Genomic DNA, 14697 nt, shown 5'->3' with positions numbered 1-14697 from the left:
TGGCATCAACTCGGTGTACTTGATAGACCGAGGTGTCTGCATCGCAGGCAAGCCAGCTCACACAGTTTGATTGCATTCCAAGCTCAGTAATCTTTGCGTTTGCGAAACGCCCAGCGCCCGGCAATCAAGGTAAACGTCGCCACCAATGCCACCAGAATCCAAAACCCTTGCGGGTCAGTGGAGAGCGGCACGCCCCCCACGTTCATGCCGAAAAAACCGGCAATAATGTTGATCGGCAAGGCCAGTACTGTCACCACCGTGAGGGTGAACAGCGTGCGGTTGCTTTGTTCGTTGAGGTTGGCGGCGATCTCTTCCTGCAATAACTTGATGCGCTCGCCCAGGGCCGTGAGGTCGTTGATGATCAGCGCAAACTCCTCGGTGGATTTGCGCAATTCCTTCACGTCTTCCTTCTGCAGCCACTGCGGCGGGCGATTGAGCAGGCGCAGCAGCGAGCCCGGCTCAAGCGCCAGCAGGCGTTGCAAGCGCACCAGCACCCGGCGCGCGGCACCCAGTTCGGCGCGGTTGGTGGACAGTCGCGAGGACAGCAACTGGTCTTCGATATGGTCGACGCTGAGGCTGGTCTTGCGCACGATCTGCGTCAGCACTTCGCCTTGGTCGCGCAACAAATGCACCAGCAGTTCCAGTGGCGAACGAAAGCGTTCACCGGCCTTCACCGACGAGCGCAATTTGTCCACCGAGTGCAACGGTTGCAGGCGTGCACTCACCAGCAAGCGGCTGCGTGCACACACCCACAGCGTGGAAATATCCGAGGAGACCATGCTGCTGAAATTGAACACCACGTCGTTGACCACCGCCAGCAAGGCCGAATCAACGTGTTCGATACGCGTGGAGCGCGAGCCTTCGTGCAAGGCTTCAAAAAACTCATCAGGCAATGACAAGTGTGTTTGCATCCAACGTTCGCACGCGGCGTGGGCGAGGTTCAGGTGTAACCAGAGGAATTCTTCTGGGTCTTGTGGCGTCTGCAAGGCCGCCAGTGCAGTGGCCGAATCAATCTGCTCGCCTTTTTCACCGGGTCGAAAACGAAAACCGTAGAGCAGGCCAAACAGATCGGGATCCTGGTGGCCGTGGTCGATGCTGTGGATCATGGGGGCTCGCAGAGAAAGCGCCTGTAGGACGTTTCACAGGTTCGCGTGGGCGAATCATTGCAAGGAAGTTTGACAACGTTGTGACGGTTCGCAGTTTTTTTTCGTTGAAATGACATTTTATTCACCGGCTGTCTGTCATCGTTCAAGAAGCCTCTGGAACGGCCGACTCAAGGCATAAGGTCCGCTGCTAATGGGCTGAGCCTTGATGACAGGGACGTTGTGGCGTGCTGCACCTTTTTCCTTGTTTTGAGGCATCCCTGCATGAATATTTTGCGCACGTCCTTGAGAGCACAAATTTTGTCGCTACTCGGTGGCAGTCTGCTTGCAATGTTGTTGATTGCCTTGGCCTGTTTCAACTTCCTCTCCAACGGGGTACAGAGTTATCGCAGTTTAATCGACGGGCCCTTGCTCACGTCTCAACTGATTGATGAAGCCAACCTGCAATTCAAGGTGCAAGTTCAGGAGTGGAAAAACGTCCTGCTACGCGGCAAACAGCCCCAAGACCTGGAGAAATACTGGGGCCAGTTCCAAGACCGGCAACGCGATGTACAGGGCATCCTGACGCGTCTGGTCACCCAGACCCAGGATGACCCAGCCTTGAACCGGCGCATTGACGGCCTGCGCCAGGAACACCTGCAGTTGGGTGCAGCCTATCAAAAGGGCCGCGATGCTTACGTGGCCGCGGGTGGCGACCCCACTGCCGGCGACACCGCCGTCAAAGGTGTCGACCGCGCCACCAGCGATCAGATGAGCGCGCTGGTCAGTGACCTGCGCGCGCAGGGCAGCCAGCAATCCCAAGCCATCAGCGCTTATGCCGAGCGCACGGTCATGGTGGGCTTGGCGATCATGTTGCTGTCAGGCGTGTTGATCGGCCTGTTCAGCTTGTGGCTAATCAACCGTAACCTGATCCTGCCGATTCGCAGCTTGATCGACTATGTGACGCAACTGAGTCGCGGCCGGTTTGCCGAACGCGTCGCCAGCCGCCGCCAGGATGAACTGGGCCACTTGGCGGCCGCCGCCAATACCTTGCGTGACTTCCTCGCCGAAACCTTCAGCCGCTTGCAGCGCAGCGCCACCGACCTGGTCAGCGCCAGCGGCGAGTTGAGTTCGATTGCCGGGCAGATGGCAAACGGCACCCACGAACAATTCAACCGCACAGACCAAGTGGCCACGGCCATGACCGAGATGTCCGCCACGGCCCAAGAAGTTGCGCGCCACGCCGCCAGTGCCTCGCGCGCCGCCGACGAGGCGGATCATTCGGCCCGCGAAGGCGGGGAAGTGATGAGAGTCACCATCGCCACCATCGGCCAGATGCGCAATGAAATCCTCAACACGGGCACTATCATCCGCCGCCTGGAAACTGACAGCGTGCGCATCGGCAAGGTGCTCGAGGTGATCCGTGGGATCGCCGAACAGACCAACCTGCTCGCGCTCAACGCCGCGATTGAAGCGGCGCGGGCGGGTGAGGCAGGCCGTGGGTTTGCGGTGGTGGCTGATGAAGTGCGCAGCCTGGCGCAGCGCACGGCGGCGTCGATCATCGAGATCAACCAGATTATTCACGCGGTGCAAACCGGTGCAGTGGATGCAGCCGAGGCGATTGTCAGCGGCCAGTCATGCAGCGATGACAGCGTGGAAAAAGTCTCCCAGGCCGGCGCCATGCTCAACCACATCACCCAGGCCGTGGAGGCAATCCGTGACATGAATCGCCAGATCGCCACGGCCGCAGAGGAGCAGACCTCGGTGGCCGAGGATATCTCGCGCAATATCACCCAGATCACCACGGTGGCCACGGCGAACATGGACAATGTGCAGCGCACTGAAGCAGCCAGCCAGAACTTGCGTGGTTTGTCGGCTGAGCTGAACGAAGTGACAGCGCGCTTGGGCGCCTGATCAGCCCGTCGCCAGGCTGAAGGTGAACACCGTGCCGTGCTGCTCATCGGTGGACACGCTCAGTTCACCGCCGTGCGCCTGGGCGATCTGCTTGACGATATACAACCCCAGGCCAAGGCCGGCCTGGGGCGTGTGGGTGAGCGTGCGTGAGTAGGGCTCGAATAAACGCGCCAAGGCCTGCTCGCTGATCTGCCCGGCGTTTTTTACCGACAGGTTGAGGTGGTCATGCTCGATCAGCGCCGTGACTTCCACCGGGCCATCCTTGCTGCCGTGGTGGATAGCATTGGCCACCAGATTGGACAGCAATTGCGCCAGTCGATCGCGATCGCCTCTTACGCCCTCAAGGTTGCCGATCTGGGCATGAATCACGCGCTGCGGGTGCACGCTCTGCACTTCCGACACCACATGCAGCAGTGCCTCGTGCAGGCCCTTGCAATCGGCGATATTCAGCGGGATACCACTGCCCATGCGCCCACGGGCGAAGTCCAAAACATCTTCAACCAGTTGCGAAGCGCGCCGGCCGCTGGCGAGGATGTGCCGTACAAGCGGGTCGGTAGCCGGGTTGGGGTACTTGCGCAGCAACCGCTCGGCGCCGAAGTTGATGGCGAACAGTGGGTTGCGCAAGTCATGCCCAAGCACCGCGATGAATTGCTCGCGCAGCTCGGCGGTGCCGCGTTCTTCCTGCAATTGCGCCTGGGTGGTTTGCAGGGTTTCTTCGGCTTCGATCTGCAAGGACAGCACTCGGGCGAACGACTCCATGGTCGATTGGATCGTGCTGCTGCGCAGCTGTGCGGGGTTGGGGTCCAGCGCGCAAATGGTACCGAAAAAGCGCCCGTCGGTGCGGAACACCGGCACCGAGATGTAGCTTTCAAACTGGTACATGCGCGGGGTGTGATGGTCGCAGTAGAGCGGGTCTTCGCTCGCCTTGTCGATCACCACCGACACGTGGGAGCCACGAATTTCGTGGCAGATCGTGGTGGTCAGGTCCAGCTCGCCACCCACACCGAGGCCGAACTCCAGTTGGTCGAGCACGGCGCAGGCAGTCCAGGTTTTGTCGGTTACCCGGGCCACGGCGGCAAAGCGCAGGCCGGTCATGTCGCTGATGACTTTGAGCATCGCGGGTACAGCACTGATGCGGCCAATGGTGGCGATGTCGACGGCTTTCTGCGCCATGCAGCGATCTCGTTACGCAAGGAGGTGAGCGGTGTGCCCAAGCCAATAAAGGGATTCTAGCGACCTTGCGCGCTGTAAGTGTCATTTCATTAACCTCGCGGGTACTTTCCTGCGCCTGGTTTTCGAGCAGGCATAAAAAAACCGCGCCACTTAAACAGTGACGCGGTTTTTTTGCGGGTGACTCAGGTGTCTTGCTTGGTTTGCAGCACCGCGCCGGTCTTAGCGTCGAGCTTCACTTCAAAGCGTTTGCCAGCGGTGTCGGTGACGTCAACTTCGTAAACCAGCACACCGTTTTTGTGGTCCAGCTCGGTGTCGGTGATGTTGGCGCCTGGGTGTGCGGCCACGGCGTTGGCGTTGAGTTTCTCGAAAGGCATCACGGCACCGGACTTGAGCAGGCCTTCAATGTGATCCGGACGAACATCCGCCTGGGCCAGCCCGGCAGTCAGGGTCAGGGCGGTAGCGGCGAACAGTGCAGTCAGGGTTTTCATAGTGTGTGTCCTTCTGGGTGAGCTGTTTAAGTGGCGCCAGATTAACGGGCGCAACTTAATTCATCCTTAATGGCGCACTCACACCTACTGCGGCCTGGCGCTTAGTAACCGTTGTCCTTCAGCAGGTCCTGCACACTGGACGACGGCCAGCGCTTGTAGAACTTCAGCAGCTCGGCGGCGCGATTGGTGAAGATGCCATCGACGCCGGCTTTCATCACTTTCTCGAAGTCCACCGGCTCATCGACGGTATAGACGTGCACCAGCAGGCCTTTGTCGTGGGTCAGCTTGTTCATCTCAGGTTTGACCAAGTCGGTGTAGCTCTGGTCGCCGTGGTGGGTCAGCTCGGCCGATGGGCCGGTACCGATGGCGCCAAGGCTCTTGGCTTCATCAACCCATTTTTCGAACTCAGCGGCATCCTTCGGCTCTTGCTTGGCGTAGTAAGCGGCCTTGGTCGGTTCACCGGACTCGGCGAAGGTCTGTGCGGATTTCGGCTCGATGCTGCCTGGGCCAACCCACAACAGCAGGATTTTTGGGGTGTTGGGCATTTCTTTTTGCAGCGCTTTCAAGCTGTCTTTTTCAAACGTTTGCAGCACCACCCGCCCTTTGCCTTGGCCAACGCCGGTGTTGCTCTTGCCCAGTTTGGAGCCAGCGGAGCTCAACCAACCCTTGTCCAGCAGCTTGTTTTTCAGGTCGGCTTCGATGCCCGGGAATTGCTTGGGTTCTTTGGTTTCGATGTACAGGCCGGGTTTATGCTGCGGGTTGCCTTCGGCGATCTTGATGATCTCGTCCAGGCTCTGGATTTTCAGGCCGACGAAGGCAGGGCGCGCGCGTTCTGGGTACGCGGTGTTGAACCAGCTGCCGGCGTCCAGGGTGCGCAATTCGGCCCAGGTGAATTCGTTGGCCGGGGCGTCTTTGCGCTCCGGGAACTTGGTGGCCACGTCGGTGGTGCGCTGCAGGTTGTTGTCATGCAGGGCGAATAGCACGCCGTCCTTGCTGCGCTGCAGGTCCATTTCCAGGTAGTCGGCGCCCAGGTCGCGGGCGAGCTTGTAGGACGCGGCGGTGGATTCGGGGGCGTCGTAGGAAGCGCCACGGTGGGCGATGACGGCCGGGTACGGAATGCCTTCGTTTGTCGCCAATTCAGCCGGGCTGATCGGGTCGGCAGCCTGCGCCTGGCCGAGGCCAAGCATCAGAGCGAGCAGCAAAGCGCTCTTGGTAAACGTGACAGGCATATGCGAAGTCCTTTCGTGGAGGTAACTTTGAGAAGGCATCCTTTTTAACAATTGATTGCGAACGGCGCTATCACCAAACCGACATTAAGGTGCTTACGCGCCATTTTTCTGGGTTTTTTTGTGCTGCATTGCAGTATTCTTGGCCGAGCTGCCCCGTTAGAGGGCAGTAGTTTCTGCCACGCGTGTAAACCATCTTTCCAGTCCCAGTGGGGCTTTTCAGTGAGGTTTACCATGCGCATCACTTCCGAGCTTATCTGCCAGGCCGCCGACCAACTCCACGGTTTTGTCGGCCTGAACCGCAAAACCGGTCAGTACATCGTACGTTTCAGCGAAGACTCCTTCGGCATGGACGTGGCTGATGACGGCATCATTCCCACCGCCGAATTTGTCTGGTTGCCGGCCGCCGACCACGCCATGACCCTGTCACGCGAGCGCCTGCAATTACTGCTGGACCAGAACATCGACGATCGCATCAACATCACCGAGCCGTTGCGCGTGTATATGCGCCGGGTGGAGATCCCACAGATCAGCGCGTTGCGTAGTCTGGTCAGTTAATTCATAGAAGAACTCTGCAAGGTTGAGACCCACAAAGCGGGCAGCCTTTCAATTTTGGAAGGTGTAGGCCCGCTCTACTTTGCACACGCGCGTGTGAAATGCCGAGTACCAGGTGGCGCGCCCTCGCTCGCGCACTTGGCGATGCTCGGCCTGCTGTTTCCAGGCCAGTATCGCTGCCTCGCTCTCCCAGTAGGACACCGTGATCCCCAAACCGTCCTCGCGCGCCGATTCCACCCCGAGAAACCCCGGTTGCTCGTGCGCCAGTTCCAGCATGCGGGCGGCAGCCTGGGCGTAGCCTTGATCACTCTCGGTGCGCAGCGAGCTGAAAATTACGGCGTAGTAGGGCGCTGCGGGTGTCTTGGCGATCATCCAGCCATCTCCTGACAGGCCTTGAGCAAGGCAACCGCCAACGGCGGTGTGATGCCCTTGAGCGCGGCGCGTTCGGGTTGGAATAAGGTCGCGACAAAAAACGGGTGGTCCAGCAACTCCACGGCGCGCAGATCGCCCGCCGAATCGTGGCCGCTGGGAATCAGGTCGCCTTCGAGCAGCGCGTTAGCAAACTCAGGGTTGATGCCGTAGCGGCAGCGATAACCTTCGTGGATATCCAGCGTCCCATAAGCCTCGGCGATACGGGTGTAAGGCGCCAGACGCACGGTGTCAGTCGCCTCTACCAGCGAGCAACTGAGCGGTGCGATCACCGCACGTTGGGCGTTCGGGGCCAGCTCGCCATGTTCGGCATCTGCCCAGCCCAGCACGTTGCGGGCATATTCGAGCACCGCATGTTGAAAACCACCGCACGTGCCGAGAAAAGGCCGCTTGTGTGTGCGGGCAAAACCAATGGCACGCAATGCGCCGTCGGTGTCGCGGTAGGGGCTGGCGGGCACACACCAGAAGCCGTCGAAGGTCTGCAGTTGAGTGGTGGGCGTGACCGAGTCTGTATCGAGCCATTGCACGCGAACGTTGAGGTTCAGGGCGTTGGCTGCTTGTTGCAGTGCCACGGGAATGGCCTGGTGCGCAATCACGTCAGGGTTGTAATCGCCAATCAGGGCGAGGTGCAGGGTGCTGGCTTTCATCGTGTACGTCCCATGGCTTGTTGTGTCCTGGCATGCACTATAGATTGGCGTTCATGCAATCAGTATTGGCGTTTGCCCACATGTTCAATGCAGCTACGCACTATCAAATTGATTATCCCGACCTCTCGCTGATCCTCGCCTTGGTGCGCGGCGGCACGCTTGCGCGAGCGGCGGCGCTGTTGCGGGTGGATGTGTCTACGGTGTTTCGCGCTGTGCGGCGGTTGGAGGCGGCCCTCGGCCAGACGCTGTTTGAAAAAAGCCGCGCCGGTTACCTGCCCACCAGCTTGGCCAGCAACTTGGCGCAGCAGGCCGAGCGCGCGGAGCAGGCCTTGGAAGCGGCGCGCATTGGCGTGGAGCAGGGCGGTGAAGTGATCAGTGGCACCGTGCGCCTGACCTGTACCGATTCGGTGCTGCAAGGTTTGCTGCTGCCGGCGCTGGCGCAGTTCATGCCCGAGTATCCGGCGTTAACCCTGGAGCTGAGCACGTCGAATGATTTCGCTAACCTCAGCCGTCGCGATGCGGACATCGCCCTGCGCCTGACCAAGACACCGCCGGAGCACCTTGTCGGCCGCTGCCTGGGCACGGTGAACTATCAGGTGTGTGCCAGTGCTGGTTTCGCCCGTCAGCATGACGGCCACGCGTTGGCCGACCTGCCTTGGATCGCGCCGGATGACTTCCTGCCCGACCACCCCAGCGTTGTTTGGCGTCGTGAGCACTTGCCGAGTGTACGCCCCAGTTATCGCTGCAACAGTATGTTGTCGGTCACCGAGCTAGTGCGCGCGGGGCTGGGCGTGGCGGCACTGCCGGATTTTCTATTGGGCGACGGCCTGCAACCACTGGGCCCTGCATTGGCCGGGCGTGACACCGCGCTGTGGCTGCTCACGCGCCCAGACTGCCGGGCGCTGCGGTCGGTGGTCACGTTATTTGATGAGCTGGGACGGCATGTGCGGTTGCCGTGAACAGCGCTTTTAGGCGAGCGGGCTTGCTCCACCGCGGGGCACGCCTACTCGCCACTGAGACTATGCGCGCAAGCTCGCTTTCAGGGCTTACGCACAAACTGATCATGCATTTCGCACGTCAGGGTCTCGATACGCTCGGTCAGTTGCTTGGTCAATTCCGTCAGGCGGGTGTTCTGCTCCAGCAGCTCCAGCAGCTGTTGGCTGGTTTGCGCGGCTTGGGCCTGGCGCTCAATGTTAGCAATGGCGATATCTTCGCGGTGCTGCGCATCGGCCTCGGACTGCGCTTTGTCGCGGGCGGCCTGGCGCGTCTGGGCCAGCAGAATCAGCGGCGCTGCATAGGCTGCTTGCAGGCTGAAAGCGAGGTTGAGCAGGATGAACGGGTACACGTCGAAGTGGGTGAAGCCGGTTATGTTCAGCACGATCCACACCAACACGATCACGGTTTGCGCGCCGAGGAACGTCGGCGTCCCGAAGAACCGAGCGAAGGCTTCGGCTTTAAGGGCAAAGGAATCGTTACCGAAAGTCGACGTCAGGTGGGCGTGACCTCGGTGGAAGCGCAGATGATCGACGGGGGCAGCTTCTGGTTTGTCTGGGGTCATGGCGGGCTCGAATCCTGAGCGTAAAGACAGTCAGTACTATAGACCGAGCCGCCAGGCCAGACACATGAAGATCGGCTCAGCTGTTGCCTCGCTCATTGGCAAACACGCTCACCGCTTGGACGGCTTCGCCGGTACCTTCGCGAATCTGCAAGATCACCGTGCCCGCCTGGTTGGCCAGCTCCACGCCCTGTGCGGCGCGGTCGCGGGTGCCTTCCATGCTGTCAATGGCTTCGCGGGTTTCTTCCTGGATCAGCGCGATCATGCTGGATATTTCCGCTGTCGAGCCGCTGGTGCGCGCTGCCAGCTGCCGCACTTCATCGGCGACCACCGCAAACCCGCGGCCTTGCTCGCCGGCGCGTGCTGCTTCGATGGCGGCGTTGAGTGCGAGCAAGTTGGTCTGGTCGGCAATCCCGCGAATGGTGTTGACGATGGCGGTGATCTGTTGCGAGCGCTCGCCCAGCTTGGCGATCAGTTGCGAAGAGCCATCAATGTCGGCGGCAATTTCGCGCATGCCAGTGGCGGTTTGCTGGATCACATCGGCGCCTTTTTCGGCGATGTCACGGGTGCTCAGGGATATGTGGTAAGCCTGCGCTGCGCTTGCGGCGTCGGCGGCGTGTTGCTGCACTCTGGCGGTGATGTCGGAGGCGAACTTCACCACCTTGCACAATCGCCCGCTGGCGTCGTACACCGGGTTGTAATTGGCTTCGAGCCAGACCGTCTGGCCGTTTTTGTCGATGCGCTCGAACTGGCCGCTGAACAGTTCGCCCTGGTTCAAGCGCTTCCAGAACTCGGCGTACGTCGCACTGTTGGCCAACTCCGGCTTGCAGAACAGGCGGTGATGCTTGCCCTGGATCTGCGCCAGGCTGTAGCCCATACGCTGTAAGAAGTTCGGGTTTGCGGTAAGGATGGTGCCGTCGAGGTTGAACTCGATCACGGCCATCGCGCGGTCGATGGCGCCCAGCTTGGCGTTGGCTTCGCTTTCGGCCTGCAGGCGTGGGGTGACGTCCATCGCGTACTTCACCACTTTGATGACCTGGCCCGCTTCATCGCGCACCGGGTTGTAGCTGGCTTCCAGCCACACTGACTGGCCATCTCCGGCCACCCGTTCAAAGGTGCCCGATTGGAATTGGCCACTGCGCAACTGCGTCCACAGCTGGTTGTACTCGGCGCTGCGGGCAAAAGTGGGGGTGCAGAACATCCGGTGGGGCTGGCCCGCGATTTGTTCGGCGCGGTAGCTCATGGTCTTAAGAAAATTGTCGTTGGCCCGTAATACCGTGCCTTGCAGGTCGAATTCGATCACTGCCATGGAGCGCTCGATGGCATCCAGCAGACTGGCTTGTTGGGCGTTGGTGTGTTGCAGGGTGTTGATGGTTTTTTTATGGGCGTTGAATAGCATGTTCGAGAGCTCGGGGAAGCACGCGTCTGAGGTATCCATGAATATGCGCCTGCCCCCGTAGGGCTCTGTGCCTTACGGTTGACGTGCTCATTGTCAGCTTCCTTGTGCCGACAGAGGGGGTTGAATAACGGACTCAGAGTCATCGGCCGGCCCATAAGTTCGCCGCAACGACGGCGATCTCATGGGCTACGCGACCAATGGTGGCATTATGCTGTTGCGGCGCCGCAGCGACAGAACATTCAGACGAGATGTCGTCGGACGACTTAGGCCGAGTGGGCGACTACGTAGTCGCTGACCTTGACTCGGTTGCGACCCGTGTCTTTAGCGGCATACAGCGCGCGATCCGCGGCGTTGAGCCACATTGCGGCATCGCTGAAGGACGGTTGAAAGTCAGCCAAGCCAATGCTCAGGCTCACGTGCAGCTCGGGGATGTGTGGGTTGCGATAGTTACTGAATGTTTCGCGCATGTGTTCCATGACCTGTGCGGCTACTTCCAGGGGCATTTGCGGAAGAATCACACAGAACTCGTCACCTCCGTAACGGCCGGCCAAGTCGTTTTCCCGCAGGACTCTGCGCAACTCCAGGCTAAGTTGCCGCAGCACTGCATCACCCACGATATGGCCGTGGGTGTCATTGATCTGCTTGAAGTGGTCGATATCGATCAGTGCAATGGTGGCGTGGCTTTGTTGCTGTTTGCACTTGTGGAACTTGAGGTGCAATAGGTCTTTCCAGGACCCGTGGTTAAGCAAGCCAGTCAGGCTGTCGGTGCGACTCAGGGCGCTGAGCGCGCGTTTATGTTCCGACAGCTTGATTGCCAACTGATAGCAGACCATGCCGATGGCCACTGGATAGAGCATCAACATGGGCAGGCAGGTATAGACCTGAGCGAGGCCGACGTTGGGGTTGAATGTGATCCCGAACAGCCCCCACGCCACCCCGATACCGACGAACTGTGCCAGCACCCCGCGAAGGAACAGGCGCTTGCCGCCGGCCGCGACATTGTTCATGGTCATCATCGACAAGATCGTCACGGCCGTCAGCGGCGTGAATTGGGTAGCCGCCGCCCAGAAACCGCCGAACAGCGAGTCATAAAGTAAGTTGCGCTGTTCAGCCTGGTAGGGAAACTGCGAGCGCGTTGATAGCTGGTAGGCCACATGCGCCCAAGCGTAGCCATTGAATAACAGGAACGCCCAGACCCAACCCGGCATAGCCAAAGGGTAGAGGGCGCCGACGACACTGATACAACCAATACCCAGGCCGATGATCCTTGGCTTGTAGATACGCCTGGCAAATGAAAGCCCTTTGCCTCGTCTGTTTTCCATAATGTTCCGGTTCAGCTCTTTTTTGCAGATACGACAGCGTGCGTCAGCGGCTAGAACCGTTGATCGGATAATAGTTGTGAATATTGTCAGTTATTCGCGTGGGAATAATCAGTGTCCTTCCAGGCCATTTGTGCAACTCAGCGTGCGAATGGGCTAAAAACGACCTGGAATGTCGCTCATACAACCGGCTTTTACTGCGGGCGGGAGGTGCTGACCTCGTAGCCGGCGAGGAACAGGTCGATAGCCGACTCGATAACGCCGGCCTGGCTGGCGTCGTCAAGCGTCGGTTGGCCCAAAGTGATTTGTGGCCAGAATGCGAAAGCCTTGAGCAGGCTTTGTATCTGATGGGCCGCGAAAGCCGGGTCGGTGCAGTTGAGGCGGCCATCTTCCTGAGCGGCGCGTACCCACAGGGTAAAACCCTCTTCGCGCTTGCTCAGGCGGTTGACCATGTCTTGCGCGCGTTCCGGCGAATGAATGGTCGCGGCAATTGCGACACGGGCCAAGTCGAGGAAGTTGGTGTCGGACATCATCTGCATTTTCGCCTGCAGCAAACCGCGTAATTGATCGCGCAATGGGCGGTCACTGGCGTAGCTCACGTCCAACTGGGCAACACTGCTGGCCCACAGTTGATGGAGAATCTCTGCAAACAACTCTTCCTTGCTGGGGAAGTGGTTGTACACCGTCCGCTTGGAAACGCCGGCGGTGGCAGCGATTTTGTCCATGCTGGTGACTTCGAACCCGTTAGCCCGAAACTCGGCGATAGCCGCGGCCACGATGGCTTCGCGTTTACGGTCGGTGAGGCGTTGGGGCGCAGTCATGGATAGCATTCGGCTCTAAAGGGAAATTACACTCCGTAGTTTACTTGCTCCGGGTTTTGTTGCAATCTAGAAACTACACTGTGCAGTGTAACTATAAAGGCGGAATGTAGGAGTCACTCAGCAATGGCCACGATTTCAAGCCGACTTAACCCAGCGCCAGCGGCACCCAAGGCTGCCGATCAGGAGCAAGGACATTTCAGCAACGATGCCCCGGTGCAACACGGGGGCTTTGGCAAAACGTTGCGGATCTTCTGGAATATGCTTTTCAATAAGCCACGCAGCACGCGGCCCGTGGGCAAAGTCCCGGTGCAACCGCTGACGCTTGAGCAGCTTCTGGCCGCTCCCGATCACAGTGTGTTCCGCCTGGGGCATTCCACCGTATTGCTGAAAATGCGCGGTAAATTCTGGGTAACCGACCCGGTGTTTGCCGAGCGCGCCTCACCGTTCAGTTGGGCTGGGCCCAAGCGCTTCCACCAGCCACCTATCAGCCTGGAAGACCTGCCCCCACTGGAAGCGGTGATCCTTTCCCACAATCACTACGACCATCTTGATCACAAGGCCGTGGTGCAACTGGCCGACAAAACCCGCTACTTTCTCGCCCCGCTGGGCGTAGGCGATATCTTGGTCAAATGGGGTGTGGACGCCAGCAAAGTGCGGCAACTGGATTGGTGGGAAGGCACTGAAGTGGACGGCATTCGTTTTGTCGCCACCCCCGCCCAGCACTTTTCCGGGAGAGGCTTGTTTGACAGCAACCGGACCCTGTGGTGTTCCTGGGTGATGATCGACGGCGCACGGCGAATCTTTTTCAGCGGCGACACCGGTTATTTCGACGGCTTCAAACGTATTGGCGAGCACTACGGCCCGTTTGACCTGACGCTGATGGAAACAGGTGCTTACAACGTGGATTGGCCCCACGTGCACATGCAGCCGGAACAAACCCTGCAAGCACACATAGACCTTAAGGGGCGTTGGTTGCTGCCGATTCACAACGGCACCTTCGACTTGGCGTTCCACGCCTGGCACGAACCGTTCGACCGCATCATGGCCCTGGCCTGGGAGCGCAACGTGTCGATTACCACGCCGGCGATGGGGCAGGCGTTCAGCTTGAACCAGCCTGAGCGCGGTCATGCGTGGTGGCTGGACGTGGAAACTCACGGTGCGAAAGAGCACGCTGCGGGCTGACGAGAGGGGGCCCTGGAAAAATGAGTTTTCAGGGTGTTTCAGCCTTGCGACAAACGTCAGATGACGGTGCGATGATCCCGGGCAAGATATTCTCGGGGTGCAAGTTTTATGGAAAAAGATTGTAGGACACATTGGTTCCTGGGGATGCCTTGTCACTTAGGCGATCCGCAGTCAATGACCGGTGAAGCGCTTGGTTCGCTCCCCTCTCAAGCCGATAAAACGAGCCAGGGAAGTGTCGTCTTCAGTGCCGAGCATCAGAAGGGCGTTCCACTGATTCCAGGTTATAACACCTTGGCTCCGCAGTTGAGGCCCATACAGGATCCTGCGTTATCACTCATTGCCTTGAGTGGTATCGACCCCACTGGGCCGGTGATGGTGGAAGTCCCCTTGGTGCTCAATAACACCACGTTCACCGCCTCCCCAGTGCTGGCGGGGTGGCGTATCGGTTTTGCCGAACGGTACGTGCGCGGTGATCATGGCGAACCCCTCCAACACCGCGCAGCCATGCATCGAGCCTTCGACATACTGCGCCAGGCCGGTGCGCAATTGGTGGCGGTGGATGCGCGACGTGAAGATCACAGCCTCCAATTTACCCTGAAAAGTAATGAAATCGACCACCTCGTGACCGAACATCGTCTTGATGCTCTGGTGTCTGACGGCCAGAGTGCCGCGTTTCATCGGGCTTGCATAAGCGGGTATCCATCGCTGTGCGAACCGTTTGAGGATGGTTCGAAGCTCTGGTTTTATGGCGCACGATGGTCACGTGATGCGTTGCCGGTGTTGTTGTGTGCCTATCGACATATCAGCGCTGGCGCGTCAGGCAGTTAAGGGCAACTACGTGGTGTGCTGAACCCTCATACGATGTGATTAGCTACGGTCTTAACGTCCGCAATGGGCTGCGGTTCTT

14 protein-coding genes and 2 pseudogenes are annotated in these 14697 nt (G+C 59.4%); 5 read left to right on the top strand and 11 right to left on the bottom strand.

What is annotated here, in order from left to right; translation table 11 throughout:
- Positions 1-83 precede the first annotated feature (83 nt).
- Complete coding sequence (locus FW764_RS27280) at positions 84-1106, bottom strand: transporter (protein WP_446436599.1); 1023 nt, start codon at positions 1104-1106, stop codon at positions 84-86.
- 261 nt (positions 1107-1367) lie between these two features.
- Here FW764_RS27280 and FW764_RS27275 point away from each other — a divergent pair, with 261 nt between their 5' ends.
- Positions 1368-2996, top strand: coding sequence for a methyl-accepting chemotaxis protein (locus FW764_RS27275; RefSeq protein WP_446436598.1), 1629 nt, complete (start codon positions 1368-1370; stop codon positions 2994-2996).
- Here the strand turns inward: FW764_RS27275 and FW764_RS27270 are convergent, their stop codons facing one another.
- From FW764_RS27270 to FW764_RS27260, 3 genes are all read right to left on the bottom strand, one after another.
- Positions 2997-4169: a GAF domain-containing sensor histidine kinase gene (locus FW764_RS27270; protein WP_446436597.1), complete on the bottom strand. Its 1173-nt coding sequence runs from the start codon at positions 4167-4169 to the stop codon at positions 2997-2999.
- Between the two features lie 182 nt (positions 4170-4351).
- Positions 4352-4657 carry a PepSY domain-containing protein gene (locus FW764_RS27265; RefSeq protein ID WP_083357116.1) on the bottom strand — a complete coding sequence of 102 codons (306 nt, stop codon included), beginning with the start codon at positions 4655-4657 and terminating at the stop codon, positions 4352-4354.
- Between the two features lie 101 nt (positions 4658-4758).
- On the bottom strand, positions 4759-5886 hold the full coding sequence (locus FW764_RS27260; protein WP_446436596.1) for a glycerophosphodiester phosphodiesterase: 1128 nt from the start codon (positions 5884-5886) through the stop codon (positions 4759-4761).
- A gap of 231 nt (positions 5887-6117) precedes the next feature.
- Here FW764_RS27260 and FW764_RS27255 point away from each other — a divergent pair, with 231 nt between their 5' ends.
- Positions 6118-6441, top strand: a complete 324-nt coding sequence (locus FW764_RS27255) for a DUF2025 family protein (RefSeq protein WP_094953038.1) — start codon at positions 6118-6120, stop codon at positions 6439-6441.
- 48 nt (positions 6442-6489) lie between these two features.
- Here FW764_RS27255 and FW764_RS27250 read toward each other — a convergent pair whose 3' ends face one another.
- A complete protein-coding gene (locus tag FW764_RS27250) occupies positions 6490-6810 on the bottom strand; it encodes an antibiotic biosynthesis monooxygenase family protein (protein ID WP_446436595.1) in 321 nt (106 codons plus the stop codon).
- Positions 6807-7514 carry a CTP synthase C-terminal region-related (seleno)protein gene (locus tag FW764_RS27245; RefSeq protein ID WP_446436594.1) on the bottom strand — a complete coding sequence of 236 codons (708 nt, stop codon included), beginning with the start codon at positions 7512-7514 and terminating at the stop codon, positions 6807-6809. The genes FW764_RS27250 and FW764_RS27245 overlap by 4 nt, the downstream gene beginning before the upstream one ends.
- Positions 7515-7594: 80 nt before the next feature.
- On the opposite strand from FW764_RS27245, the gene FW764_RS27240 reads away from it, so the two are divergent.
- Positions 7595-8473 (top strand): LysR family transcriptional regulator, encoded by an 879-nt coding sequence (locus FW764_RS27240; RefSeq protein WP_446436601.1) that lies wholly within the window; start codon positions 7595-7597, stop codon positions 8471-8473.
- Between the two features lie 80 nt (positions 8474-8553).
- Here FW764_RS27240 and FW764_RS27235 read toward each other — a convergent pair whose 3' ends face one another.
- The 5 genes and pseudogenes from FW764_RS27235 to FW764_RS27215 form a co-directional block, all read right to left on the bottom strand.
- On the bottom strand, positions 8554-9072 hold the full coding sequence (locus FW764_RS27235) for a DUF1003 domain-containing protein (RefSeq protein WP_446436593.1): 519 nt from the start codon (positions 9070-9072) through the stop codon (positions 8554-8556).
- Positions 9073-9148: 76 nt separating this feature from the next.
- Positions 9149-9583 (bottom strand): annotated as a pseudogene (locus tag FW764_RS27230) (methyl-accepting chemotaxis protein); the annotation flags it as partial.
- A 114-nt stretch (positions 9584-9697) separates the two neighbouring features.
- Positions 9698-10468 (bottom strand): annotated as a pseudogene (locus FW764_RS27225) (PAS domain-containing protein); the annotation flags it as partial.
- Between the two features lie 263 nt (positions 10469-10731).
- Entirely contained in the window at positions 10732-11790 is a 1059-nt protein-coding gene (locus FW764_RS27220) for a diguanylate cyclase (protein ID WP_446436592.1), read from the bottom strand.
- A gap of 191 nt (positions 11791-11981) precedes the next feature.
- Complete coding sequence (locus FW764_RS27215; protein ID WP_446436591.1) at positions 11982-12608, bottom strand: TetR/AcrR family transcriptional regulator; 627 nt, start codon at positions 12606-12608, stop codon at positions 11982-11984.
- Positions 12609-12731: 123 nt separating this feature from the next.
- Between FW764_RS27215 and FW764_RS27210 the strand changes: the two genes are divergently transcribed.
- Together FW764_RS27210 and FW764_RS27205 are read left to right on the top strand one after the other, a co-directional pair.
- A complete protein-coding gene (locus FW764_RS27210; protein WP_446436590.1) occupies positions 12732-13790 on the top strand; it encodes an MBL fold metallo-hydrolase in 1059 nt (352 codons plus the stop codon).
- Positions 13791-13964: 174 nt separating this feature from the next.
- On the top strand, positions 13965-14618 hold the full coding sequence (locus FW764_RS27205; RefSeq protein WP_446436589.1) for a hypothetical protein: 654 nt from the start codon (positions 13965-13967) through the stop codon (positions 14616-14618).
- The last annotated feature ends 79 nt before the right edge of the window (positions 14619-14697 follow it).

The sequence above is a fragment of the Pseudomonas sp. 1152_12 genome (assembly GCF_052850675.1).
Note: the sequence above shows the minus strand (reverse complement) of the source record. Positions and strands in the feature narration are given on the sequence as shown.